We start from the raw sequence: 25,085 nt of genomic DNA on the forward strand, positions 1-25,085 counted from the left end.
TCCGTTGAAAGAAGTTAAAACTTCCGGCGGGTGTCTCTGGTACTAGCTTTCACCTCTAGCGGTTTCGTAAAAAATCGATATGGTATTTCACCCATTATGTATACATAAAATAATCTCTAATTCAACTAAGATTACCAAATATTCTTTACATATTTTAACACAAAAAAACCAATCTGTAAGCGTCCCTACAGATTGGTTTGGAAAATTAGCTTGCGCTAAAATTATTTTTGGATAGAAGCAACTACGCCAGCGCCTACAGTACGGCCACCCTCACGGATAGAGAATTTAGTACCTTCTTCAAGAGCGATTGGAGCGATAAGTTCTACTGTCATTTCGATGTTATCGCCAGGCATTACCATTTCAACGCCTTCTGGTAAGTTACAGATACCTGTTACGTCAGTTGTACGGAAGTAGAACTGAGGACGGTAGTTAGAGAAGAATGGAGTATGACGGCCACCCTCTTCTTTTGATAAAACATAAACTTCAGCTTTGAAGTTAGTGTGTGGAGTGATTGAGCCTGGTTTAGCTAATACTTGACCACGTTGGATTTCTTCACGAGCTACACCACGAAGTAAAGCACCGATGTTGTCACCAGCTTCAGCGTAGTCTAATAATTTACGGAACATTTCTACACCAGTTACAGTTGTAGATTTAGCTTCTTCAGTGATACCGATGATTTCAATAACGTCACCAACTTTAACTTGACCACGTTCAACACGGCCAGTTGCAACTGTACCACGACCAGTGATAGAGAATACGTCCTCTACTGGCATCATGAATGGTTTGTCAGTTTGACGTTCTGGAGTTGGGATGTAAGAATCTACAGCGTCCATTAATTCAATGATTTTTTCTTCCCATTCTGCTTCACCTTCAAGAGCTTTAAGAGCAGAACCTTTGATTACAGGAAGATCGTCGCCTGGGAAGTCATATTCAGAAAGTAGGTCACGGATTTCCATTTCTACTAATTCTAATAATTCTTCGTCGTCAACCATATCACATTTGTTCATGAATACTACTAAGTATGGAACACCTACTTGACGAGATAAAAGGATGTGTTCACGAGTTTGTGGCATTGGGCCGTCAGCAGCAGATACTACTAAGATACCGCCGTCCATTTGTGCAGCACCAGTGATCATGTTTTTAACATAGTCAGCGTGTCCTGGGCAGTCAACGTGTGCATAGTGACGAGTATCAGTTTCGTATTCTACGTGAGAAGTATTGATTGTGATACCACGTTCTTTTTCTTCTGGAGCGTTATCGATATCAGCGTATGATTTAGCTTCTCCACCCATTTTTTTAGAAAGAACTGTTGCGATAGCAGCAGTTAAAGTAGTTTTACCATGGTCAACGTGTCCGATTGTACCAATGTTAGCATGCGTTTTTGAACGGTCGAATTTTTCTTTAGCCATTAGAGATTGCCTCCTCAAAATTATATGTTTATATTTTTTAAAAATTTATAGAATGATTGCTGATGGTGGATGGGCCCATCCACCATCCCACAATCATAGCTTACAAATTAGTTATACTTTATGCAAGATGAAAATTCAATTATTCACCTTTATTTTTTTTGACGATTTCAGCAGCAATTGATTTTGGTACTTCTTCATAATGATCAAATGTCATTGAGAATACACCACGACCTTGTGTTGCTGAACGAAGAGTTGTTGCATAACCAAACATTTCCGATAGTGGAACCATTGCACGAACAACTTGAGAGTTACCGCGAGCTTCCATACCCTCAACGCGTCCGCGACGAGAAGTAATGTTACCCATGATATCACCAAGGTATTCTTCTGGAATTACAACTTCTACTTTCATCATTGGTTCTAAGATAACTGCGTCACATTGTTTAGCAGCTTCTTTAAGAGCCATAGATGCAGCAATTTTGAACGCCATCTCATTCGAGTCAACGTCATGGTAAGAACCGAATACTAATTTCGCTTTAATGTCGATAAGTGGGTAACCAGCTACTACACCGCGGTCAAGAGAGTCACGAAGACCAGCTTCTACTGCAGGAATGTATTCACGAGGTACTACACCACCAACGATAGCGTTTTCGAATTCAAAGCCTTTACCTTCTTCATTTGGAGAGAACTCAATCGTTACGTCACCATATTGTCCACGACCACCAGATTGGCGAGTGAATTTACCTTGAACTTTTGCAGAGCCACGGAATGTTTCACGGTAAGATACCATTGGAGCACCTACGTTAGCTTCTACTTTAAATTCACGGCGCATACGGTCAACTAAGATATCAAGGTGAAGCTCACCCATACCTGAGATGATTGTTTGACCAGTTTCTGTGTCAGTGTGAGCACGGAAAGTTGGATCCTCTTCTTGAAGTTTTTGTAAAGCTTGACCCATTTTATCTTGGTCAGCTTTTGATTTTGGTTCTACAGAAAGAGAAATTACTGGCTCAGGGAATTCCATTGATTCAAGAATAACTAGGTTTTTCTCGTCACATAGAGTATCACCAGTAGTAGTATCTTTAAGACCTACTGCTGCTGCGATATCCCCAGCAAATACTTTAGAAATCTCTTCACGAGAGTTTGCGTGCATTTGTAGGATACGGCCTACACGTTCACGTTTACCTTTAGAAGAGTTTTGTACGTATGAACCTGATTCTAAAGTTCCAGAATACACACGGAAGAAAGTTAATTTACCTACGAATGGGTCAGTCATAACTTTGAATGCAAGAGCTGAGAATGGCTCTTCATCTGAAGAATGACGTTCTAATTCCTCGTCACCATCAACATCAGTACCTTTGATTGCTGGTACATCTAATGGAGATGGTAAGTAATCAACTACTGCATTTAACATTGGGCGTACGCCTTTGTGTTTGAATGCTGTACCACAGATTACTGGGTAAAATTCTACTGCGATCGTAGCACGACGGATAGCCGCTTTAAGTTCAGCAACAGAAATTTCTTCGCCTTCTAAATATTTTTCCATGATTTCTTCATCAACACTTGCAACAGCATCGATTAATTTTTCACGGTATTCTTCAGCTTGTGCGCGGTGTTCTTCAGGAATTTCGCCTTCAGTCACTGCTGTACCTTTTTCGTCGCCGTAGAAAGTAGCTTTCATTTCAACTAAGTCAATGATTGCTGAGAACTGATCTTCAGCCCCGATAGGTAATTGGATAGGGTGAGCGTTTGCTTGTAAACGTTCGTGTAGAGTTCCTACAGAATATAGGAAATCTGCACCTGTTTTATCCATTTTGTTAATGAACACGATACGTGGAACGCCATAAGTTGTAGCTTGACGCCATACTGTTTCAGTTTGAGGCTCAACACCAGATTGAGCATCAAGAACTGTTACAGCACCATCAAGTACGCGTAGTGAACGTTCAACTTCTACAGTGAAGTCTACGTGTCCAGGAGTATCGATGATGTTTACACGGTTGCCGTTCCATTGAGCTGTTGTCGCAGCAGAAGTGATTGTAATACCACGTTCTTGCTCTTGTTCCATCCAGTCCATTTGAGAAGCGCCTTCGTGAGTTTCACCGATTTTGTGAATCTTACCTGTGTAATAAAGGATACGCTCAGTAGTTGTTGTTTTACCAGCATCAATGTGAGCCATGATCCCAATATTACGAGTATTCTCTAGAGAGAATTCGCGTTTCATAAGGTATTTCTCCTTCCATATTGGGCTTATGCGATGTTTAGATTACCAACGGTAGTGAGCGAATGCTTTGTTCGCTTCTGCCATTTTGTGCATATCTTCACGTTTTTTAACTGATGCACCAGTGTTGTTAGAAGCATCAAGGATTTCGTTAGCTAAACGCTCTTCCATAGTTTTTTCACCACGAAGACGAGCGTAGTTAACTAGGTAACGAAGACCTAAAGTTGTACGACGTTCTGGACGTACTTCTACTGGCACTTGGTAGTTAGAACCACCAACACGGCGAGCGCGTACTTCAAGAACTGGCATTACGTTATTTAGAGCAGCTTCGAATACTTCAATTGGATTTTGACCAGAACGTTCTTTAACTAAATCGAACGCACCGTATAAAATCTTTTGAGAAGTACCTCTTTTACCATCAACCATCATTTTATTAATTAAACGAGTTACTAGTTTTGAACTATAAATTGGATCTGGTAACACGTCACGTTTGGAAACAGGACCTTTACGAGGCATGTGTTTTCCTCCTTTCGAATAATTATCGATTTATTTTATAAAAATTGTCTTGTCATATTTGCCGCAAAAAATCCCAATCTGCTAGCAAGATTAGAAATTTGCGACAACTACTCAAGCTCATTATTAAGCAACGCTCAATAATGTTAAATTATTTTTTTTCTTTAGGGCGTTTTGTTCCGTATTTAGAACGTGATTGTAAACGACCGTTTACACCAGCTGTATCAAGAGCTCCACGTACGATATGGTAACGAACACCCGCTAAGTCTTTTACGCGTCCGCCACGGATAAGAACAACACTGTGCTCTTGTAAGTTGTGGCCTTCACCTGGGATATAAGCTGTAACCTCGATTTGGTTAGTTAAACGTACACGAGCGTATTTACGTAACGCTGAGTTTGGTTTACGAGGTGTCATTGTACCCACACGAGTACAAACTCCGCGTTTTTGTGGAGACTTAACATCAGTTAAAGATTTTTTAAATGAGTTATATCCTTTGTTTAACGCTGGTGATTTTGATTTCGTGATTTTAGATTGACGAGGCTTACGTACTAATTGGTTAATTGTAGGCATCGATATTTCCTCCCTTCATTTATTCCTTGTTAATACCACACATCCAGGTGGTTCATTTTTTGGGTAAAAACAAAGTCTTTGTGTTTAATACACAAAAACTACTCTACAGTAATCGCAACTACCGCAGCTCCAACATGGATTCCACAGGCCTTGCCCAGTTCCTTTTTGGACTCAACAAGAATAACTGGTATACCGATTTCTCTCGCGAAAGATATGGCCGAATCGGTTACCCAATTGTCTGCATCAAGTGCCACGAAAAGTTCTTTCACTGAACCAGCTTGCATTGCTTTTACTGCTTGCTTTGTACCTATGATTGTTTGACTATCCCTTACTCTATCATAAGACATTTTCATATCCTCCGAAGTACAGACAGTTAACTATCAACCTTCAATATATTATCATTACCAATTTCGGCTGTCAACTAATATCTTTAAAAAGCCCGAAGAGATGATCAAAATACATCTCTTCGGCACTTATTTTAATGATTATTCAGCAGAAATTAGGTCTTCTGTGTCAAGCTCATCTTTTTCAATACGGATTTGACGGTAACGTTGCATACCAGTACCTGCCGGAACAAGTTTACCGATAATTACGTTTTCCTTCAGACCAAGAAGTTCATCACGTTTTCCTTTAATAGCAGCATCCGTTAACACACGAGTTGTTTCTTGGAATGATGCAGCGGATAAGAATGATTCTGTTTCAAGAGATGCTTTTGTAATACCTAGGATAACAGGACGACAAGTTGCAGGGTTTTTGCCATTTAGCACAGCATCTGCATTTGCTTCTGAGAATTGGTGAATATCTAGTAATGAGCCTGGTAATAATTCTGTATCACCAGCTTCGATCACACGAACTTTACGAAGCATTTGGCGAACCATTACCTCGATATGTTTGTCTCCAATTTCTACCCCTTGCATACGGTATACTTTTTGTACTTCTTTTAACAGGTATTCTTGAACTGTTGAAACGTCTTTAACTTTTAATAATTGTTTTGGATCAATAGAACCTTCTGTTAATACTTGACCACGTTCAACAAAGTCGCCTTCTTGTACTTTCAGACGAGCATTGTAAGGTGCTGCGTATTTACGTGTTTCTACTTCACCTTCAATTGTAATCTCTTTTAGACCTTCACGGATTTCGGTGATGTCTGAAACAGTACCTGCGATATCAGAAATAACTGATTGACCTTTAGGATTACGTGCTTCAAAAATCTCTTGGATACGTGGAAGACCTTGTGTAATATCATCCCCGGCAACCCCACCTGTATGGAATGTACGCATTGTTAATTGTGTACCTGGTTCACCGATTGATTGAGCCGCAATAATACCAACTGCTTCTCCAACTTCAACCTCTTCACCTGTTGCTAAGTTCATGCCGTAACATTTTTTACATACACCATGTTTTGTATTACATGTGAATGCTGAACGGATTGTTACTTCCTCGATACCAGCCTCGATAACCGCACGAGCGATATCTTGATCGATTAAGCCATCTTTTTCTAAGATAACTTCAGCTGTTTCTGGATGCATAATTGTTTTCTTCGTATGACGACCGATAATACGTTCATCTAACGCTTCAATTAACTCTGTGCCTTCCATTAACGCACCAATTGTTAAACCGCGGTCAGTTCCACAGTCATCCTCACGAACGATAACATCTTGTGCTACGTCAACAAGACGACGTGTTAAGTAACCTGAATCGGCAGTTTTTAGGGCTGTATCGGCAAGACCTTTACGAGCACCGTGAGTTGAGATGAAGTACTCTAATACCGTTAAACCTTCACGGAATGAAGATTTAATTGGAAGTTCGATGATCCGACCAGCCGGGTTGGCCATCAGACCACGCATACCAGCTAACTGTGTAAAGTTAGATGCGTTACCACGGGCACCTGAGTCAGACATCATAAAGATTGGGTTTGTTTTCTCAAGCGACTTCATCAGCTTCGATTGAATTTCATCTTTCGCAGCACTCCAGCTTGAGATAACGCGATCATAACGCTCCTCTTCCGTGATGAAACCACGACGGAATTGCGCTTGAACTTTATCTACTTTTTCTTGAGCTACCGCTAAAATTTCACCTTTGTCTGGTAATACGACGATGTCAGAAACACCTACAGTGATACCAGCACGTGTTGAATATTTGAATCCTAAGTTCTTCATGCGGTCAAGCATTTTAGATGTTTCAGTGATGTGGAAACGTTTAAATACTTCAGCAATGATATTACCTAAGAATTTTTTGCGGAATGGGTTTACAACTGGTACAGATGCAAAGTGTTTACGCAGTACAGCTGTGCGTTGTGCATCAACTTTACCTTTTTCATCAAGCCCATTATAAGTAGCATCTGCTTCAAGTTCTTTTAACGTTTCTTCATCAATTGTTAAATTAACAAAGTATTTGTCTGGTGTTTCTTGTTCTAAGTTGAATGCAGTTGGCTCATTAATGTATGGGAATGATTTAGGCAAGATTTCGTTAAAGATTACTTTACCAACAGTCGTTAATAGGAACATATTATTTTGTTCCTCAGTAAATGTTGGGTTATTTAACGAACTTGCTTTAATCGCAATACGAGTATGCAAATGAACATGACCTGTATCATATGCAATTAATACTTCGTTTGGTCCATAGAAAGTTGTTCCTTCGCCGCGAGCTGTTTCACGCTCAAGTGTTAAGTAGTAGTTACCTAATACCATATCTTGAGATGGTGTTACAACCGGTTTCCCGTCTTTCGGATTCAGGATATTTTGTGCAGCAAGCATTAGAAGACGAGCTTCTGCTTGTGCTTCTGCTGATAATGGTACGTGAACCGCCATTTGGTCACCATCGAAGTCAGCGTTATAAGCTGTACATACTAATGGGTGAAGACGAATAGCACGACCCTCAACTAGTGTTGGTTCAAACGCTTGAATACCAAGACGGTGAAGCGTAGGTGCACGGTTTAGTAATACTGGATGCTCACGAATGACATCTTCTAAAACGTCCCATACATCGTTGTTTAAACGCTCGATTTTACGTTTAGCAGATTTAATATTATGAGCAAGACCACGTTCTACTAACTCTTTCATTACGAAAGGCTTAAATAGCTCAATTGCCATTTCTTTCGGTAGACCGCATTGATACATTTTTAAGTTTGGACCTACTACGATAACCGAACGACCAGAGTAGTCAACACGTTTACCAAGCAAGTTTTGACGGAAACGACCTTGTTTACCTTTCAGCATATGTGAAAGTGATTTTAATGGACGGTTACCAGGACCTGTAACAGGACGACCACGACGACCGTTATCGATTAATGCATCAACAGCTTCTTGTAACATACGTTTTTCGTTTTGTACGATGATACTTGGAGCACCAAGATCTAGTAAACGTTTTAAACGGTTATTACGGTTGATTACACGACGATATAAATCATTTAAGTCAGAAGTTGCAAAACGACCACCATCTAATTGCACCATTGGACGTAGCTCTGGCGGAATAACCGGTAGTACATCTAAAATCATCCATTCAGGAGAGTTACCTGAGTTACGGAATGATTCAACAACTTCAAGACGTTTAATTGCACGTGTACGACGTTGACCTTGTGCTGATTTCAACTCTTCTTTTAAAGAATGAGTTTCATCTTCAAGATCAATTTTGCCTAGCAATTTCTTAATTGCTTCCGCACCCATAGCTGCTTCGAATGTGTTGCCGAATTTTTCACGATATGCACGGTACTCTTTTTCAGAAAGCAGTTGCTTACTTTCTAAGTTTGTAGCACCTGGCTCGATTACAACGTAAGAAGCAAAGTAAATTACTTCTTCTAGTGCACGTGGGGACATATCTAAAATAAGTCCCATACGGCTAGGAATACCTTTGAAGTACCAGATATGAGATACCGGTGCTGCTAATTCGATGTGGCCCATACGTTCACGACGAACTTTAGCGCGTGTTACTTCAACTCCACAACGATCACAAACTACGCCTTTATAGCGTACACGTTTGTATTTACCACAATGACACTCCCAGTCCTTAGTTGGACCAAAAATACGCTCACAGAATAAACCATCTTTTTCTGGTTTTAAAGTACGATAGTTGATTGTTTCAGGTTTTTTGACTTCACCGTATGACCAAGAACGAATCTTGTCAGGAGAAGCTAAACCGATTTTCATATATTCAAATTCATTAACGTCTATCAAGGAGCCTACCTCCCTCTAGTATAGGTCTTTATAAAGACTCTTTTACGCAGCTCGATAATCGTTTGCAAGAATCATGTCTCTTTAGCAAAAGATTAAAAATAGAATGATTTAATCAATTATGCCTCGGCATAATTGTGTCCGGAATCGGCTTTGTGTTTAGGCCTGCACGATGCAGGTCAGTTAGCCGTTATCGCATGGATGCGATGGTTTTAGGCTAACATCCCCTAAGAATTCCTTTCCGATTCCGTGACATCCGCCGGAGGCTTTGGGCCAACGTGATGTTGGTCACTCAGTCGTTGCCACAGGAAGTGGCGTTCTTAGACTGAGTTCCTCTGTTCAGCAAGTGTTTTTTGTAGCGAAAGCGAAGCGTCAGCTACAGGCATTTGGACTTCTGCTGAAAGAAGTTAAAAGAAAAAGTCGGACAGGGCGTTAAATCCTGCCCGACTAATTTGAAAAATAACTTTGACCGTGTTCACAAAGTTGTGAACTAACGTTTTCCATTATTCAAAAGACTCTACTGGCTCTTCTTCTTTTTCTTGCTGTGGTGCAATGTTAAGTGCGTCAGCTGGTTGAAGATCTTCTTCTTCGTCTAAGTCGCGAAGCTCTACCTCTTCATCATTAACTGTTAACATTTTGACATCCATACCAAGAGATTGAAGTTCTTTAATCAATACTTTGAATGATTCAGGAACGCCTGGCTCTGGTACACTTTCACCTTTAACGATTGCTTCGTATGTTTTCACACGACCAACAACGTCATCAGATTTAACTGTTAAGATTTCTTGAAGTGTGTAAGCAGCACCGTATGCTTCAAGTGCCCATACTTCCATCTCACCAAAACGTTGTCCACCGAACTGTGCTTTACCACCAAGCGGCTGTTGAGTAACAAGTGAATAAGGACCTGTTGAACGAGCGTGAAGTTTATCATCAACCATGTGAGCAAGTTTGATCATGTACATGACACCAACTGATACACGGTTATCGAATGGTTCACCTGAACGTCCATCATACAGGATTGTTTTACCATCACGGTTCATGCCTGCTTCTTCCATTGTTTCCCAAACATCTTCCTCGTTGGCACCATCAAATACTGGAGTTGCCATATGAACGCCTAAGTAACGAGAAGCCATACCTAAGTGTAGTTCTAAAACTTGTCCGATGTTCATACGAGAAGGTACACCAAGTGGGTTTAACATGATATCAACAGGAGTACCGTCTGGCATGAATGGCATATCCTCTTCCGGTAAGATACGAGAGATAACCCCTTTGTTACCGTGACGTCCGGCCATTTTGTCCCCTACGCGAATTTTACGTTTTTGAACAATATAAGCACGAACTAATTGGTTAACACCCGGTGGTAATTCATCGCCATCTTCACGGTTAAATACTTTAACGTCAAGAATAATACCGCCAGCACCATGTGGTACACGTAATGAAGTATCACGAACTTCACGAGCTTTTTCACCGAAGATAGCATGTAATAAACGTTCTTCAGCAGTTAATTCTGTAACCCCTTTAGGTGTTACTTTACCTACAAGAATGTCACCATCACGTACTTCTGCACCGATGCGGATAATACCGCGTTCGTCTAAGTTACGAAGCGCATCTTCCCCAACGTTTGGAATATCACGAGTGATTTCTTCAGGTCCTAATTTTGTATCACGAGACTCTGATTCATATTCTTCAATATGAACAGATGTATAAACATCGTCTTTTACAAGGCGTTCGCTCATGATAACAGCATCCTCATAGTTAAAGCCGTTCCAAGTCATGAACGCAACAAGTACGTTACGACCAAGAGCAAGTTCACCATTTTCCATAGATGGACCATCTGCTAAAATGTCACGAGGTTTCACACGTTCGCCAACTTTTACAAGTGGACGTTGGTTGTATGAAGTACCTTGGTTAGAACGAATGAATTTCTGTAATTTATATTTTGTTAAATCGCCTTTTACCTCTTTACCGTCAACGACTTCAATGCGGCGAACATGGATAGAGCGAGCTTCAACGTGCTCAACAATACCATCATATTTCGCTACTACAGCCGCACCTGAGTCACGCGCATCAACGTGTTCCATACCAGTACCAACGAATGGAGCTTCTGGGTTAAGAAGAGGAACTGCTTGACGTTGCATGTTGGCACCCATAAGTGCACGGTTCGAGTCATCGTTTTCTAAGAACGGGATACATGCAGTCGCAGCTGAAACTACTTGTTTAGGAGATACGTCCATGTAGTCCATTTGCGATTTGTTAAATACTGTATTGTCCCCACGGAAACGACCTACTACTTCGTCTTTAGCAAATGTACCATCAGGATTTAATAGTGAGTTCGCTTGTGCTACATAGTAGTTATCTTCTTCATCAGCTGTTAAGTAATCAATTTGATCCGTTACTTGACCTGTTTCATGGTCAATACGACGATAAGGTGTTTCAATGAATCCGAATTTATTTACTTTGGCAAATGAAGATAGCGAGTTAATTAAACCAATGTTTGGACCCTCTGGTGTCTCGATTGGACACATACGACCATAGTGAGAATAGTGAACGTCACGTACTTCGAAACCAGCACGCTCACGTGTTAAACCACCAGGTCCTAATGCAGATAGACGACGCTTATGCGTTAACTCTGCCAATGGGTTTGTTTGGTCCATGAATTGTGATAATTGAGAGCTACCAAAGAACTCTTTAATTGACGCAATTACCGGACGAATATTAATTAATTGCTGTGGTACGATCGCAGCTGTATCGTTAATAGACATACGCTCACGCACTACACGTTCCATACGGGATAAACCGATACGGAATTGGTTTTGTAAAAGCTCACCAACAGAGCGTAGACGACGGTTACCTAAGTGGTCGATATCATCTGTTGCCCCTACTTGGTAAAGTAAGTTGAAGAAATAACCTACTGAAGATAATACGTCAGCCGGCGTAATATTCTTCACTTCTTCATCGATGTACGCATTACCAATAATATTGATTTCTTTTTGCGCTTCATCTTTTGGTGCATAAATTTTAATAGACTGGATTGTTACATCGTCTTCTAGTACCCCGCCAACTTGTGATAAAGTGCGGTAACCGATTCCTTTTGATGAATCTTCTAAATACGGTAAGATTTTATCTAAAGTACGACGATCAAGAACTGTACCCTTCTCTACTAAAATTTCGCCTGTTTCTGGGTCTACAAGCGTTTCAGCAATCGTTTGGTTAAATAAACGATTTTTGATATGAAGCTTTTTATTCATTTTGTAGCGACCAACATTCGCTAAATCATAGCGTTTTGCATCGAAGAAACGAGAGTATAATAAACTCTTCGCACTTTCAACTGTTGGTGGCTCACCTGGACGCAAACGTTCATAGATTTCTAAAAGTGCTTTTTCAGTACTTTCAGAGTTATCTTTTTCTAACGTATTACGTAAATACTCGTTATCACCGATAATATCGATAATTTCTTGGTCTGAACCGAAGCCTAATGCACGAAGTAACACTGTTACTGGTAGCTTACGAGTACGATCAATACGCACGTACACTACATCTTTCGCGTCAGTTTCATATTCTAACCAAGCACCACGGTTCGGAATAACTGTCGCTCCGAAACCTTTCTTACCGTTTTTATCAGTTTTATCATGGAAATACACACTTGGTGAACGAACTAATTGTGAAACGATAACACGTTCAGCACCATTGATAATGAACGTACCTGTCTCTGTCATTAATGGGAAGTCACCCATGAAGACATCCTGTTCTTTCACTTCGTCTGTTTCTTTGTTGTAAAGACGTACTTTCACACGTAATGGAGCTGCGTAAGTAACATCTCGCTCTTTACACTCATCAACATCATACTTAGGATCTCCTAATGAATAATCGATGAATTCTAATGAAAGATTGCCTGTAAAGTCCTCGATCGGCGAAATGTCACGGAACATTTCACGTAAACCTTCTTCAAGGAACCACTCGTAAGACGCCGTTTGAATCTCAATCAGATTTGGAAGCTCAAGCACCTCGTTAATACGCGCAAAGCTTCTACGCTGGCGGTGTTGTCCATACTGAACTAGTTGACCTGTCAACTCATTCACCCCTCAATAAAGCGATATTAGGTCTTTGCAAAATCATACAAATAGTGTATGATTTCGAAAGACAAAAAGAAAACGAGTCTTCAAAAAGATCTCATTTTCGGTTAACTAAACTTATCTTGGCAAGTATACCCACATTATAACAATCATATTCAAAAAGGGCATACGACCTCAAAATAATATTTTTGCATTGTATCATGTTATCATAGCCGATTTGTCAAGTCAATAATTTATGCATATTTCACTTATTTTTTCGCGCGTACTATCCAGTACCCTTTTTTCTTCTCCACAACATCGACTTCAGAAAATTTTTCTTCTAAGTAACTTACCGTTGATGGTGCACCTTGCTTCTTCTGTATTACTACCCACAGCTCACCAGATGACACTAACTTATCATAAGCTCCATCGTAAAAGCGGAAAATTGTTTCCTTTCCTGCGCGAATTGGAGGATTGGTTAAAATAGCTGCGGCGTTTACATTATTGTCAACCATCGATAGTCCGTCACTCACAAATATCCGTACATTTTGAACACCGTTTACTTGCGCATTTTTTTGTGAGAGTGCAACAGCACGTTCATTGATATCCATCATAAGAACGGTACGGTCTGGGTTTGTTTTGGCAATCGATAATCCGATTGGTCCGTACCCACACCCCACATCAAAAATCGCACCATCAATATCAGGCATTTGAAAAGCATCTATTAAAACACGGGATCCAAAATCTACTTCGCTTTTACTAAATACACCTGCATCCGTTTCAAAGGAAAACGTATGCCCTAACAACTTGAATGTCCAGTGACGAGGTTTACTCTCGGTTTGAGGCTTACTCGTATAATAGTGATCTGACATTTCCACGCCTCCTCAGAATGAAGAAAAAAGCTCGCCACAATGACGAGCTTCCCTTTTGTTTAAAAGTAATGCGAGATTACTTAACTTCTACAGATGCGCCAACTTCTTCAAGTTTAGCTTTGATTTGTTCAGCTTCATCTTTAGAAACGCCTTCTTTAAGAGCTTTAGGAGCGTTATCTACTACTTCTTTAGCTTCTTTAAGACCTAAACCAGTGATTTCACGAACCACTTTGATTACTTTGATTTTTTCTGCACCAGCAGATGCTAATACTACGTCAAACTCAGTTTTTTCTTCAGCAGCGCCAGCAGCAGCACCTACTACTGCTACAGGAGCAGCAGCTGTTACACCGAATTCTTCTTCGATAGCTTTTACTAAATCGTTTAATTCAAGAACTGTCATAGCTTTGATAGCTTCTAAGATTTGCTCTTTATTCATTATAATTTCCTCCTAATTGGATAATGTTTTATTGTTGCGGTCAGGCCGCGGAAGTTATAGTGCGTATATTACGCGCCTTGTTCTTCTTTTTGTTCTGCAACAGCTTTTGTTGCAAGTGCGAAGTTGCGCACTGGAGCTTGAAGTACAGATAAAAGCATAGAAAGAAGACCTTCGCGCGATGGAAGTTCTGCAAGTGCTTTAACATCTTCAACAGATGAGATTGTACCTTCAATAATACCCGCTTTAATTTCTAAAGCTTCGTTCTTCTTAGCGAACTCGTTGATGATTTTAGCAGGAGCTACAACATCTTCATTTGAGAACGCAATTGCGTTAGGACCAACTAATACGTCATTGATTCCTTCAAGACCAACAGCTTCAGTAGCACGACGTGTTAAAGTGTTTTTGTAAACTTTGAACTCAACGCCAGCTTCACGAAGTTGTTTACGAAGTTCAGTTACTTGCGCAACGTTAAGACCACGGTAATCCACAACTACTACGGAAGCAGCGTTTTGGAATTTCTCAGTAATCTCTTGAACTTGTGCTTGTTTGTTTTCGATAACTTTGCTCATGATGACACCTCCTATTAGAATGGGTCATTTATACCGACAAAAGAAAAGCCTCTGGGTCACATAGACACAGAGGCTGAAAGTCATCATCTTTAAAATAAGATTCCGAATTCCGCTGTCCTCGGTAGGATCATTAAGTGACAAGTCACTCCTACTGTCTACGGTACAAATGGATGATTCACAACAGCAACCATCTTATCATAGATAGACAGCGCCGTCAACAGATTTACATAAAAACTTTAATTATTTTACTACTACACTTGAAGCGTCAACTTTAAGAGCTGGACCCATTGTAGTTGTAACGTTTACAGATTTCATGTAAGTACCTTTAGCTGCAGCAGGTTTAGCTTTTTGCACTACATCAAATACAGTTAAGAAGTTTTCTACTAATTTTTCTGTAGAGAAAGAAACTTTACCGATAGGTGCGTGGATGATACCAGCTTTATCAGCACGGTATTCTACTTTACCAGCTTTAATTTCGTTGATAGCTTTTGTTACATCGAAAGTAACTGTACCAGTTTTAGGGTTTGGCATTAAACCTTTAGGTCCTAATACGCGACCAAGTTTACCAACTTCGCCCATCATGTCAGGAGTTGCAACGATTACATCGAAATCAAACCAACCTTGTTGGATTTTTTGGATGTATTCTGCATCGCCTACATAGTCAGCACCAGCAGCTTCAGCTTCTTTAAGTTTTTCACCTTTAGCGAATACTAATACGCGTTGAGTTTTACCAGTACCGTTTGGTAACACTACTGCACCACGGATTTGTTGGTCGTTTTTACGAGTATCGATTCCTAGACGGAAAGCAACTTCTACAGTAGCGTCGAAGTTCACTGTGCTAGTTTTTTGAGCAAGTTCGATTGCTTCTTGAGCGCCGTATAATGCGTTACGGTCGATTAATTTTGCTGCATCTTGCAGTTTTTTACCTTTTTTAGCCATTATATAATTCCTCCTTGATTGTGGTTATAGCGGATTTTACCTCCCACGAATAAAGGTTGCGCGTTCACAAAGAAACTCCGCAACCTTCCAAAAAACAAATACATCATCAAGTAATGGGATTAGTCTTCGATAACAATACCCATGCTTCGTGCAGTACCTTCAACCATTAACATTGCAGCTTCTACTGAAGCAGCGTTAAGGTCTGGCATTTTAGTTTCAGCGATTTCGCGAACTTTATCACGTTTAACCGTTGCCACTTTTTTACGATTTGGTTCACCAGATCCAGATTGGATACCAGCTGCTACTTTAAGCAGTACTGCTGCAGGTGGAGTTTTTGTAATGAAAGTGAATGAACGGTCCTCGAATACTGAAATTTCAACTGGAATGATAAGACCAGCTTGATCTGCAGTACGCGCGTTGAATTCTTTACAGAATCCCATGATGTTCACACCTGCTTGACCTAATGCAGGACCAACCGGTGGAGCTGGGTTTGCTTTACCAGCAGGGATTTGAAGTTTAACAACTTTAATAACTTTTTTAGCCACGAGACACACCTCCTTAAGTCCGTGATGTGGTAATTGGGTTGCCCCTCCCACTCAATATCTGTCTGTCAGCTAATTGCCGATAACATTAAAATTATCATTGCAGACGTCAAACCAAAGTATGACAATCTGACCTAGAAATGATACCACTTTTAATTTTTTTAAGCAAGTAGTAATTAACAAAATCTGCGACATACGTCTTAGACATATGTACTTTAGTTACTAGAACTACATTTTTTGTATTTGCTCAAAGTCTAGTTCCATAATTGTTTCGCGACCAAACATATCGACAGAAACTTTCACTTTTCCTTTTTCAGTGTCAATTTCTTCAACACGTCCTTGGAAGTGAGCAAAAGGCCCTTCCAATACTTCTACTGCTTCTCCAACAGAAATATCAATCTCGACAATTTTGTCAGTCATTCCCATTTGTTGAAGTAGACGATCCGCTTCTTCAGGTAATAAAGGTGTCGGTTTTGCACCACCGCCAGATGAACCGATAAAGCCAGTTACACCTGGCGTATTACGTACAACATACCATGAATCATCTGTCATAATTAGCTCTACTAAAACATAACCAGGGAAAACTTTACGCATCATAGTACGCTTTTTCCCATCCTTCATTTCTGTTTCTTCATGTTCAGGTACAATAACACGGAAAATCTTATCCTGCATACCCATTGTTTCTACACGTTTCTCTAGGTTTGCTTTTACGCGGTTTTCATACCCTGAATACGTATGAACAACATACCAATTTTTCTCCATAACTACTAGGACTCCTCGTCCGTCCCTCCCTTACAAATAAGAGTGAAAATGATTCACGATATGCTAAGTGCATTCTTTACTCTTTTCACAAACTGCTCATTAGAAAAACATAGCTTTCGCTAACAGCTAGCGAAAGCCTGATGATATATACCAAATCTAGCATAGTCATCTATCGCTACCCTCATACTATCCCTAGTAGCATACTAATCATATTGAGAATATTTTATTGCTGTTCACTTCTTCAATTTCGCCTTGGCGTAATTGTAGCTGACGCTTCACTTTCGCGCAGATAAACAATGCGTCCGGATTTTCAATTGTGCCCAGGCCTGCAGGATGCAGGTCAGTTAGCCGTTTTCGCAGGACGCGAAGACTTTAGGCTAACATCCTTATATTCATTCCTTTAAAAATCCGTGACATCCGCCGGAGGCTTTATCTTCAACGAAGATAAAACAAACGAAAAAACCCGTTTATTGTAATGACGGGCTATTTCAGAAGTATTAACATGCTATTTACTAAATTATAACTCTAAGTACCAGCGGAATAATGATGAAATACCTAAGTCTACTAACACAAAAAATAAAGCCATAATTACAACAGTTGAAATTACAACGACTGTATATTTCGTCAGTTCTTTACTTTTTGGCCAGCTTGTTTTGCGCATTTCCGACATTACATTGCTGAAAAAGCCTTTAATCTTGCCCATTCTAGCCTAACCTCCGAATCAATCATATCTGTCTATTTACAAATTATTTTATAGCGTTTGTTTATGCACTGTATGTTCATTGCAATGCGAGCAAAATTTCTTTAATTCGAGGCGTACAGTTGTATCTTCCTTAGCTGGAAACGTATAATTTCTCGATCCGCATTTTTCGCAATTTAGAACGACTTTTTTTGCCATATAATCACCTTTTCGGCACTTTGTCTTTTCAAGACTAACACCTATATTTGTCAATGTCAATAAAGGCATACAACCGCTAAGACATTTCTTCAAGAACTAAATGTCGCTCTAATTTACGCTTTACTCGTTGCAAAGCATTGTCAATAGACTTCACATGGCGATTTAATTTCTCAGAAATTTCATGGTAAGATTGCCCGTCTAAGTAAAGCGCTAACACTTGTAGCTCTAATTCACTTAAAATCTCACCCATCTTTTCTTCTAAGTAGCCAAACTCTTCTCTATGAATCATTAATTCTTCCGGATCATCCATAATAGCACCGGTTAACACATCCATTAATGTACGGTCTGACTCTTCATCAAAAATAGGCTTGTCCAAAGAAACATAAGAATTTAGTGGTATATGCTTTTGTCTTGTAGCTGTTTTAATAGCCGTAATAATTTGTCTTGTAATACATAATTCAGCAAAAGCTCGAAAAGAAGCGAGCTTATCTCCCTTAAAATCACGAATAGCTTTATACAAACCAATCATGCCCTCTTGCACAATGTCTTCTTTATCTGCACCAATTAAAAAATAAGATCTAGCCTTCGCTCTCACTAACAAACGGTATTTCGTAATTAAATAATCCAACGCATCTGTATTACCTTGATGCACCATTTCAATAAGTTCTTCATCATTGAATCGTTCAAAATCTTGTGTCACTTGTACAATACTATTTTTAAACATGGTATCACCTCAGCCACAACAGATAATTAGGAACAGTATAACGGAATTGGAAAATATGAGTCAATCAATCATTTCAAACCACGCCGCCATTTTTCGAAGGCCAAAGCAACATCAGGCTTTAGCGCTATGCGAGAAGGCGGCTTGCTATCCTGTTTTTGTTTCACATCATGAGAAATTTTATGTTGAATAATACCCATCTCAATTTCTAGCTCTCTCGCCGACTTTCGGAGAGCACCATTACCAAAAATAACATTTTGCTCTGCCATATCAGAGGTTGCTACGTGAATCTGTACATTTCTAGCTTTTAGTTCGTGTGTCATTTTTTCGATACGTTCATCTGCTGTTTCGTTTTTCCGTGTATAAATGACTTCAACATCATTTTCTAAATAAGTTTGCTCCACACCCGATACAAGATGTGCGTCAAAAACTATAATTACGCGCCACCCTATAGCTGCCTTATACTCAGCCATAAGCTCAATTAATCTCCTACGGGCATCTTCAAAATTAGTATCACGTAATGGTCGAAGCTCTTTCCAAGCTCCTATCATATTATAGCCGTCAACAAGCAAAATGTTGTTCATCGTCAATCATTCGCTTCTTGACGTTTACGATACACTTCGTACATTAAAAGTGCAGCAGCTACTGATGCATTTAGTGATGTGACATGCCCAATCATCGGTAAATGATATAAAAAGTCACATTTCTCTTTTAATAAGCGGCCCATCCCTTTACCTTCACTACCAATAATAATCGCAAGTGGCAATGTTGCATCCATTTTACGATAGTCTGCAGAACCTTTTGCATCTGTACCCGCAATCCAAACTCCTCGCTCTTTCAGCTCATCTACCGTCTGCGCTAGGTTATTAACACGCACGACAGGTACATGCTCAATTGCTCCCGTTGATGACTTTGCCACTACAGCTGTCAAACTCACAGAACGGCGCTTCGGAATAATAATACCATGCGCACCTATCGCATCAGCAGTTCGCATAATAGAGCCTAGATTATGAGGGTCTTCTAGCTCATCTAAAATTAAAAAGAATGGATCTTCTTGTTTTTTTGCCGCTACAGCAAATAAATCCTCTAGCTCTGCATATCTATATGCTGCAACAGAAGCAACTATTCCTTGGTGGTTGGCATCTGATAATTGATCCACCTTTTTTTTCGGGACAAATTGAACGATGATGCCACGTTCTCGTGCTAAATCTAGAAGTTCATTGACCCCTGATTTTTTCACACCTTCTGCAATCCATACTTTATTCATATCGCGGCCTGAACGAAGTGCTTCTAACACTGGGTTTTTACCGGCAATAATTTCACCATTTTGCTCTGCCATTAATTCGACACTCCTTTTGATTCCTCGATGATTTGAATAGCGTATGCAATGATTGCATAAACGCGTTCTAATTCATTTAATAAATACAAACTACCAAGCACAGCCTCAAAGCCTGAGCTATTACGGTATGTTTGAACATCTGTATTTTTGGGCACAGAGCCGGATTTGGCATTGCGTCCACGACGGAACACAGCCAACTCCTCCTCTGTTAAAAAGCCTTCATCCATCATTCGATGTACAATCATAGATTGTGCTTTCGCTGATACGTAACGTGTTGCTTCTCTATGAAGTGTGTTAGGTTTGACACGGCCAGCACGTAGTAAATGCTCTCGTATCTTTTGTTCTAAAACTGCGTCTCCCATATAGGCTAACGCTAATGCATTCAATTGCTTAACATCTTCGTTGCGGAGTTTATCCAAGTTACTTACCCTCGTTTCCATCTAGTTCCTTGTCGCGTATCTTCTAAAATGATACCTTGCGCTTGCAAATGGTCACGAATTTCATCCGAACGAGCAAAATCACGATTTTTACGTGCATTTACACGTTCCTGTAACAGTGCTTCAATTTCTTCGTCTAATAGCTCTTCTTCTTTTGCAAATTCAATACCTAAGACGTCACCTAACACCTCAAAAGTTTCAGTAAAACTTACTAATACTTTTTCATCAGTATTCGTTTCATTTAGATAAATATTTGCGATACGCGCTAATTCGAATAATACAGAAATGGCATTGGCTGTATTAAAGTCATCATCCATCGCTTCTTCAAAGTGAGCTTTTTGTTCAGCAATTTTTCCAAGCCATTCTGCTGAGTGATCACCTAAGTTCGCAGTTGCTGTTAAACGGTGTTTCACATTGTTGTAGGCAGTACGAATTCGTTCTAACCCATTTGCGGCTGCATCTACTAAATCCTTTGCAAAGTTAATCGGATGACGATAATGTACAGAAAGCATAAAGAAGCGTAAAACTTGTGGGTCGATTTGTTTACGAATATCATTTACGAGTATAAAATTACCAAGGGATTTGGACATTTTTTCATTATCAATATTAATATACCCATTGTGCATCCAGTAACGCGCAAATGTTTTATCATTATGAGCTTCAGATTGTGCAATTTCATTTTCATGATGCGGGAATGTTAAATCTTGCCCACCAGCATGAATATCAATAGTATCTCCTAAATGCTCACGTGCCATTACGGAGCACTCAATATGCCAACCCGGACGTCCTTTGCCCCAAGGACTTTCCCAGTAAATTTCACCTGGCTTTACAGCTTTCCATAGAGCGAAATCTAACGCATCATCTTTTTTCTCGCCTGCTTCTATACGAGCACCAATTTTTAAATCATCCACCGATTGGTGAGATAATTTACCGTAACCATTAAATTTACGAGTTCGATAATAGACATCACCAGCTGATTCATAAGCGTAACCCTTATCGACTAAAACTTGAATAAATTGAATGATATCATCCATATGCTCTGTTACACGCGGATGTACATCTGCTTTCTTACAACCTAGCGCTGAAACATCTTCAAAGTATGCGGCAATAAAGCGCTCCGTTAATTCATGAACTTCTTCTCCAAGTTCATTTGCAGCCTTAATAATTTTGTCGTCCACATCTGTAAAATTTGAAACAAATTTTACATCATAGCCTTTGTATTGGAAATAACGACGCACTGTATCGTAGACAATTACAGGACGTGAATTCCCAATATGAATGTAGTTATAAACTGTCGGACCGCAAACGTACATTTTTACTTTGCCTTCTTCCAACGGCACGAAAGTTTCCTTTTGTCGTGTTAATGAGTTGAAAATTTGAATACTCATTGTGTTTCTCTCTCCTTTTGTAAGCGTTCGATTTCCTGATTCAATGCTGCAATCTGCTTCTCGAAAGCTTGACAACGTTCTTCTACAGGGTCAGGTATATTTTGGTGGTCTAGTTTTTTCTCTAGACGAACTCCATCCTTAATCACTATTTTACCAGGAATACCGACAACTGTAGCATTTGGTGGCACTTCTTTTAAGACAACTGAACCTGCACCAATTTTACTATTTTCGCCAATTGTAATAGAACCTAACACTTTTGCACCTGTCGCAACTAGTACATTATCCTCTAACGTCGGATGGCGTTTCCCCTTTTCTTTTCCTGTACCACCTAAAGTTACACCTTGATACAACGTTACATTATCACCAATCTCACATGTTTCACCAATTACAACGCCCATCCCATGGTCAATAAAGAAACGTCGGCCGATTTTCGCTCCAGGATGAATTTCAATTCCAGTAAAGAAGCGACTAATTTGTGAAATGGCACGGGCTATAAAATAAAAACGCTTTTTAAAGAACCAATGGGCAACTCGGTGTGACCAAGTAGCGTGCAAACCTGAGTATGTTAATATAACTTCGAATACACTACGCGCCGCTGGATCATTCTCAAAAATTGTTTCTACATCTTCCTTCATTCTTTTAAACACAAAAGCTCCCCCTTTTCGTTTTGATCTGCTTTAATTCCACACAACCACTTGCATCCCTGGCCATTGAAATATTATAGCTGACGTTGATCTCACCGCAGAGTCAGTGAAGTAGAATCCGGCGCATCCATCGCTTCAAGTCACCTGTCCAGAAAATAAAAAAGCGCCCCTATCATCCCAAAAAGGAATGACAGAGACGCTAAATTTGCGCGGTTCCACTCTGATTGAAGGCGTATGCCTTCCACTTTGGACGTTCTGTAACGGGAACGAATCGATAAAGCCTACTAGTTGTTCAGCTTTATGCTCAAAGGTGCATTTCAGTTTTACCTAGGCTCAGACCACTTTCAGCCGGTGATGGTCCTCTCTAAAGAGCATGCGCCACTTACTTCTCCTTATCAACGCTTTCTCAATGTAAATACATTTTACAACGAACTAATAAATTGTCAATCAATTTCTACTTATTGTGCAAATTTTTCTACACGGCCAATTGTTTTCTGTTTGCCAATTAAGCAAATCGCGTTAGGAAGTTCTGGACCATGCGTTTCACCCGTCGTAACGACACGGATTGGCATAAATAGATTTTTACCTTTGTGACCTGTTTCTTTTTGAACAGCTTTAATAGCCGCTTTGACAGCTTCAGGCGTAAATTCTTCTAAACCTTCAAGCTGTGCTTTAAATGCAGCCATTACCTCAGGTACCTGCTCACCTGCTAAAACTGCTTTTGCTTCTTCATCATATTCAATATGATCATTAAAGAATAGGCGAGATAGTTCTACAATTTCAGCACCAAAGCTCATTTGATCATGATAAAGTGCGATTAAATCTGTAGCCCATACACGTTCTTCTTCTGTTAACTCTTCTGGTAATAAACCAGCTTTTTGTAAGTGCGGTAAAGATAATACCACTACTTCTTCTAAAGATAATTTTTTAATGTATTGGTTATTCATCCAAGTAAGCTTTTGTTTATCAAACATAGATGGTGATTTTGAAAGACGTTTTTCATCAAAGATTTTAATAAATTCCTCTTTTGAGAAAATCTCTTCTTCTCCTTCAGGAGACCAACCAAGTAATGCAAAGAAGTTGAACATTGCTTCAGGTAGGTAGCCTAAATCTTTATATTGTGTGACGAATTGAATAATGGATTCATCACGTTTTGATAATTTTTTGCGGTTTTCATTAATAATTAATGTCATATGACCAAAGCGTGGATATTCCCAGCCGAATGCATCAAAGATCATCATTTGTTTTGGTGTATTCGATAAATGCTCTTCACCACGGAACACATGCGATATTTCCATAAAGTGATCATCTAGCACTACCGCATAGTTATACGTAGGGATACCGTTCGCTTTTACAAGAACCCAGTCACCAATATCTTTTGACTCAAACGCTACTTGTCCACGTACTAAGTCTTCAAATTTATATGTTACATTTTCAGGTACGCGCATACGAATTGTATATTGTTCACCAGCAGCTTCTTTAGCCGCAACTTCCTCTGCTGATAAATGACGACAAGTACCATCATAAGTTGGAGCTGCAACACCTCGTGCTTTTTGTTCTTCACGAGACGCTTCTAATTTCTCAGAAGAACAGAAGCATTTGTAAGCTAAACCTTGCTCTAGTAGCTTCTCAGCGTGCTCTTTATAAATATCAAGACGCTCCATTTGACGGTAAGGTGCATATGGTCCACCAATATCGATCGACTCATCATACTCTATACCTAACCATTTTAAATTATCTAGCTGAGATGCTTCTCCGCCCTCTACATTACGCTCAATATCTGTATCCTCAATACGTACGATGAATTTACCGTTATGATGTTTTGCATATAAATAGTTAAATAACGCTGTACGCGCTCCACCGATATGTAAGAAACCAGTAGGGGATGGCGCGTAACGAACACGAACTTCTTTCGCCATAATTAAAAGCCTCCTAAATTTTCGATCAAAAAATTGACTTTGTTCATTTTACCACTCTGTTACAGGAAATAAAAGCGCTTTAGAGCCTGCTTTTATTTCTTAATCAATAGGATTGTCGCCATCGCAGCAATCCCTTCCTCGCGACCTGTAAAACCTAAACGCTCAGTTGTTGTTGCTTTTACATTCACTTGAGAAGGCTCTGCATGAAGCAATTCAGCAATACGATTTTGCATTTGTTGAATATACGGCGCCATTTTCGGACGCTGTGCCATAATCGTACAATCCACATTACCTAGAACATAGCCCTTATCCTCAACAATATTCCAAATATACGCTAATAATTTCGCTGAATCAGCATCCTTGAACGCGGGATCTGTATCTGGGAAATGACGACCGATATCTCCCTCACCAATTGCCCCTAACGCCGCATCTGTTACAGTGTGCAATAAAACATCAGCGTCGGAATGCCCTACTAACCCTTTTTCATGAGGAATTGTTATACCACCAATAATTAAAGGACGTCCTTCTTCAAATGCATGCACGTCAAATCCTTGTCCCACTCGAAACATATGATTTTGAAACTGTCTAATAAGATAAATAAAACAGGAAAATCCACCAACTGAAGCTCATTCACTTCAAAAAATATGCAGACTTAAAAAGCTTCTACTCAGCTTATAAGGCAGCCTCATT

Annotated in this window: 24 protein-coding genes and 2 other annotated features; of the genes, 1 reads left to right on the forward strand and 23 read right to left on the reverse strand. The window is 39.8% G+C overall.

All coding sequences use genetic code 11. The annotated features are described in order from the left end of the window. Window positions 1-221: 221 nt before the first annotated feature. The 6 genes from tuf to rpoC form a co-directional block, all read right to left on the reverse strand. Window positions 222-1,409 carry an elongation factor Tu gene (tuf, locus tag C7Y47_RS17310; RefSeq protein WP_142509903.1) on the reverse strand — a complete coding sequence of 396 codons (1,188 nt, stop codon included), beginning with the start codon at window positions 1,407-1,409 and terminating at the stop codon, window positions 222-224. 139 nt (window positions 1,410-1,548) lie between these two features. Then, a complete protein-coding gene (gene fusA / locus C7Y47_RS17315; RefSeq protein ID WP_142509904.1) occupies window positions 1,549-3,627 on the reverse strand; it encodes an elongation factor G in 2,079 nt (692 codons plus the stop codon). A 42-nt stretch (window positions 3,628-3,669) separates the two neighbouring features. Beyond that, the gene (rpsG, locus tag C7Y47_RS17320; RefSeq protein ID WP_132362681.1) at window positions 3,670-4,140 is read right to left on the reverse strand and encodes a 30S ribosomal protein S7; all 471 of its coding nucleotides are present in this window, start codon (window positions 4,138-4,140) and stop codon (window positions 3,670-3,672) included. A gap of 148 nt (window positions 4,141-4,288) precedes the next feature. Further along, window positions 4,289-4,708, reverse strand: coding sequence for a 30S ribosomal protein S12 (gene rpsL, locus C7Y47_RS17325; RefSeq protein WP_010860613.1), 420 nt, complete (start codon window positions 4,706-4,708; stop codon window positions 4,289-4,291). A gap of 98 nt (window positions 4,709-4,806) precedes the next feature. Continuing rightward, window positions 4,807-5,055, reverse strand: coding sequence for a ribosomal L7Ae/L30e/S12e/Gadd45 family protein (locus C7Y47_RS17330; RefSeq protein ID WP_142509905.1), 249 nt, complete (start codon window positions 5,053-5,055; stop codon window positions 4,807-4,809). A gap of 138 nt (window positions 5,056-5,193) precedes the next feature. Then, window positions 5,194-8,880, reverse strand: a complete 3,687-nt coding sequence (rpoC, locus tag C7Y47_RS17335; RefSeq protein ID WP_142509906.1) for a DNA-directed RNA polymerase subunit beta' — start codon at window positions 8,878-8,880, stop codon at window positions 5,194-5,196. Window positions 8,881-9,145: 265 nt separating this feature from the next. On the opposite strand from rpoC, the gene C7Y47_RS25020 reads away from it, so the two are divergent. Further along, window positions 9,146-9,313 (forward strand): hypothetical protein, encoded by a 168-nt coding sequence (locus C7Y47_RS25020; RefSeq protein WP_185903522.1) that lies wholly within the window; start codon window positions 9,146-9,148, stop codon window positions 9,311-9,313. A gap of 67 nt (window positions 9,314-9,380) precedes the next feature. Here C7Y47_RS25020 and rpoB read toward each other — a convergent pair whose 3' ends face one another. From rpoB to ispF, 17 genes are all read right to left on the reverse strand, one after another. Beyond that, entirely contained in the window at window positions 9,381-12,956 is a 3,576-nt protein-coding gene (gene rpoB / locus C7Y47_RS17340) for a DNA-directed RNA polymerase subunit beta (RefSeq protein ID WP_185903523.1), read from the reverse strand. Window positions 12,957-13,198: 242 nt separating this feature from the next. Next, complete coding sequence (locus tag C7Y47_RS17345) at window positions 13,199-13,801, reverse strand: class I SAM-dependent methyltransferase (RefSeq protein ID WP_142509908.1); 603 nt, start codon at window positions 13,799-13,801, stop codon at window positions 13,199-13,201. A 76-nt stretch (window positions 13,802-13,877) separates the two neighbouring features. Then, window positions 13,878-14,237 (reverse strand): 50S ribosomal protein L7/L12, encoded by a 360-nt coding sequence (rplL, locus tag C7Y47_RS17350; RefSeq protein WP_132362671.1) that lies wholly within the window; start codon window positions 14,235-14,237, stop codon window positions 13,878-13,880. A gap of 68 nt (window positions 14,238-14,305) precedes the next feature. Continuing rightward, on the reverse strand, window positions 14,306-14,806 hold the full coding sequence (gene rplJ / locus C7Y47_RS17355) for a 50S ribosomal protein L10 (protein ID WP_134022296.1): 501 nt from the start codon (window positions 14,804-14,806) through the stop codon (window positions 14,306-14,308). A 32-nt stretch (window positions 14,807-14,838) separates the two neighbouring features. Next, window positions 14,839-14,985 (reverse strand) — a sequence feature (ribosomal protein L10 leader region). 61 nt (window positions 14,986-15,046) lie between these two features. Continuing rightward, window positions 15,047-15,745: a 50S ribosomal protein L1 gene (gene rplA, locus C7Y47_RS17360; protein WP_142509909.1), complete on the reverse strand. Its 699-nt coding sequence runs from the start codon at window positions 15,743-15,745 to the stop codon at window positions 15,047-15,049. A 119-nt stretch (window positions 15,746-15,864) separates the two neighbouring features. Further along, window positions 15,865-16,290, reverse strand: a complete 426-nt coding sequence (gene rplK / locus C7Y47_RS17365; protein WP_004233593.1) for a 50S ribosomal protein L11 — start codon at window positions 16,288-16,290, stop codon at window positions 15,865-15,867. A 225-nt stretch (window positions 16,291-16,515) separates the two neighbouring features. Next, entirely contained in the window at window positions 16,516-17,049 is a 534-nt protein-coding gene (gene nusG, locus C7Y47_RS17370) for a transcription termination/antitermination protein NusG (RefSeq protein WP_049662801.1), read from the reverse strand. A 517-nt stretch (window positions 17,050-17,566) separates the two neighbouring features. After that, the gene (gene secE / locus C7Y47_RS17375) at window positions 17,567-17,752 is read right to left on the reverse strand and encodes a preprotein translocase subunit SecE (protein ID WP_053596042.1); all 186 of its coding nucleotides are present in this window, start codon (window positions 17,750-17,752) and stop codon (window positions 17,567-17,569) included. Between the two features lie 48 nt (window positions 17,753-17,800). Then, window positions 17,801-17,947, reverse strand: a complete 147-nt coding sequence (rpmG, locus tag C7Y47_RS17380; RefSeq protein ID WP_132362667.1) for a 50S ribosomal protein L33 — start codon at window positions 17,945-17,947, stop codon at window positions 17,801-17,803. Between the two features lie 76 nt (window positions 17,948-18,023). Beyond that, a complete protein-coding gene (gene sigH, locus C7Y47_RS17385) occupies window positions 18,024-18,671 on the reverse strand; it encodes an RNA polymerase sporulation sigma factor SigH (RefSeq protein ID WP_049662792.1) in 648 nt (215 codons plus the stop codon). 68 nt (window positions 18,672-18,739) lie between these two features. Next, window positions 18,740-19,252, reverse strand: coding sequence for an NYN domain-containing protein (locus C7Y47_RS17390; RefSeq protein WP_142509910.1), 513 nt, complete (start codon window positions 19,250-19,252; stop codon window positions 18,740-18,742). Between the two features lie 2 nt (window positions 19,253-19,254). Next, complete coding sequence (rlmB, locus tag C7Y47_RS17395) at window positions 19,255-20,007, reverse strand: 23S rRNA (guanosine(2251)-2'-O)-methyltransferase RlmB (RefSeq protein ID WP_142509911.1); 753 nt, start codon at window positions 20,005-20,007, stop codon at window positions 19,255-19,257. After that, window positions 20,007-20,426 (reverse strand): Mini-ribonuclease 3, encoded by a 420-nt coding sequence (locus C7Y47_RS17400; protein WP_053482829.1) that lies wholly within the window; start codon window positions 20,424-20,426, stop codon window positions 20,007-20,009. The genes rlmB and C7Y47_RS17400 overlap by 1 nt, the downstream gene beginning before the upstream one ends. A 5-nt stretch (window positions 20,427-20,431) precedes the next feature. Then, window positions 20,432-21,832 (reverse strand): cysteine--tRNA ligase, encoded by a 1,401-nt coding sequence (gene cysS, locus C7Y47_RS17405; protein WP_142509912.1) that lies wholly within the window; start codon window positions 21,830-21,832, stop codon window positions 20,432-20,434. After that, window positions 21,829-22,479 carry a serine O-acetyltransferase EpsC gene (gene epsC, locus C7Y47_RS17410; RefSeq protein WP_142509913.1) on the reverse strand — a complete coding sequence of 217 codons (651 nt, stop codon included), beginning with the start codon at window positions 22,477-22,479 and terminating at the stop codon, window positions 21,829-21,831. Before epsC ends, cysS begins: the two co-directional genes overlap by 4 nt. 186 nt (window positions 22,480-22,665) lie before the next feature. Next, window positions 22,666-22,884: a binding site (T-box leader), on the reverse strand. 50 nt (window positions 22,885-22,934) lie between these two features. After that, window positions 22,935-24,395 (reverse strand): glutamate--tRNA ligase, encoded by a 1,461-nt coding sequence (gene gltX / locus C7Y47_RS17415; protein WP_142509914.1) that lies wholly within the window; start codon window positions 24,393-24,395, stop codon window positions 22,935-22,937. Window positions 24,396-24,487: 92 nt separating this feature from the next. Next, a complete protein-coding gene (gene ispF / locus C7Y47_RS17420; protein WP_142509915.1) occupies window positions 24,488-24,964 on the reverse strand; it encodes a 2-C-methyl-D-erythritol 2,4-cyclodiphosphate synthase in 477 nt (158 codons plus the stop codon). Window positions 24,965-25,085 lie beyond the last annotated feature (121 nt).

The organism is Lysinibacillus sphaericus (genome assembly GCF_006864135.1).
GTDB lineage: Bacteria > Bacillota > Bacilli > Bacillales_A > Planococcaceae > Lysinibacillus.

Excerpts from the sequence above, each read along its gene's own strand:
- C7Y47_RS17345 (WP_142509908.1), bottom strand. The coding sequence starts at position 13,801 with ATGTCAGATCACTATTATACGAGTAAGCCTCAAACCGAGAGTAAACCT.
- gltX (WP_142509914.1), bottom strand. The coding sequence starts at position 24,395 with ATGGCGAAAGAAGTTCGTGTTCGTTACGCGCCATCCCCTACTGGTTTC.
- C7Y47_RS17390 (WP_142509910.1), bottom strand. The coding sequence starts at position 19,252 with ATGAACAACATTTTGCTTGTTGACGGCTATAATATGATAGGAGCTTGG.
- rplA (WP_142509909.1), bottom strand. The coding sequence starts at position 15,745 with ATGGCTAAAAAAGGTAAAAAACTGCAAGATGCAGCAAAATTAATCGAC.
- tuf (WP_142509903.1), bottom strand. The coding sequence starts at position 1,409 with ATGGCTAAAGAAAAATTCGACCGTTCAAAAACGCATGCTAACATTGGT.
- rplJ (WP_134022296.1), bottom strand. The coding sequence starts at position 14,806 with ATGAGCAAAGTTATCGAAAACAAACAAGCACAAGTTCAAGAGATTACT.
- fusA (WP_142509904.1), bottom strand. The coding sequence starts at position 3,627 with ATGAAACGCGAATTCTCTCTAGAGAATACTCGTAATATTGGGATCATG.
- rlmB (WP_142509911.1), bottom strand. The coding sequence starts at position 20,007 with ATGGCAGAGCAAAATGGTGAAATTATTGCCGGTAAAAACCCAGTGTTA.
- rpmG (WP_132362667.1), bottom strand. The coding sequence starts at position 17,947 with ATGGCAAAAAAAGTCGTTCTAAATTGCGAAAAATGCGGATCGAGAAAT.
- ispF (WP_142509915.1), bottom strand. The coding sequence starts at position 24,964 with ATGTTTCGAGTGGGACAAGGATTTGACGTGCATGCATTTGAAGAAGGA.
- cysS (WP_142509912.1), bottom strand. The coding sequence starts at position 21,832 with ATGAGTATTCAAATTTTCAACTCATTAACACGACAAAAGGAAACTTTC.
- nusG (WP_049662801.1), bottom strand. The coding sequence starts at position 17,049 with ATGGAGAAAAATTGGTATGTTGTTCATACGTATTCAGGGTATGAAAAC.
- rpsG (WP_132362681.1), bottom strand. The coding sequence starts at position 4,140 with ATGCCTCGTAAAGGTCCTGTTTCCAAACGTGACGTGTTACCAGATCCA.
- rplL (WP_132362671.1), bottom strand. The coding sequence starts at position 14,237 with ATGAATAAAGAGCAAATCTTAGAAGCTATCAAAGCTATGACAGTTCTT.
- rpsL (WP_010860613.1), bottom strand. The coding sequence starts at position 4,708 with ATGCCTACAATTAACCAATTAGTACGTAAGCCTCGTCAATCTAAAATC.
- secE (WP_053596042.1), bottom strand. The coding sequence starts at position 17,752 with ATGGGCAAGATTAAAGGCTTTTTCAGCAATGTAATGTCGGAAATGCGC.
- sigH (WP_049662792.1), bottom strand. The coding sequence starts at position 18,671 with ATGTTTAAAAATAGTATTGTACAAGTGACACAAGATTTTGAACGATTC.
- C7Y47_RS17330 (WP_142509905.1), bottom strand. The coding sequence starts at position 5,055 with ATGTCTTATGATAGAGTAAGGGATAGTCAAACAATCATAGGTACAAAG.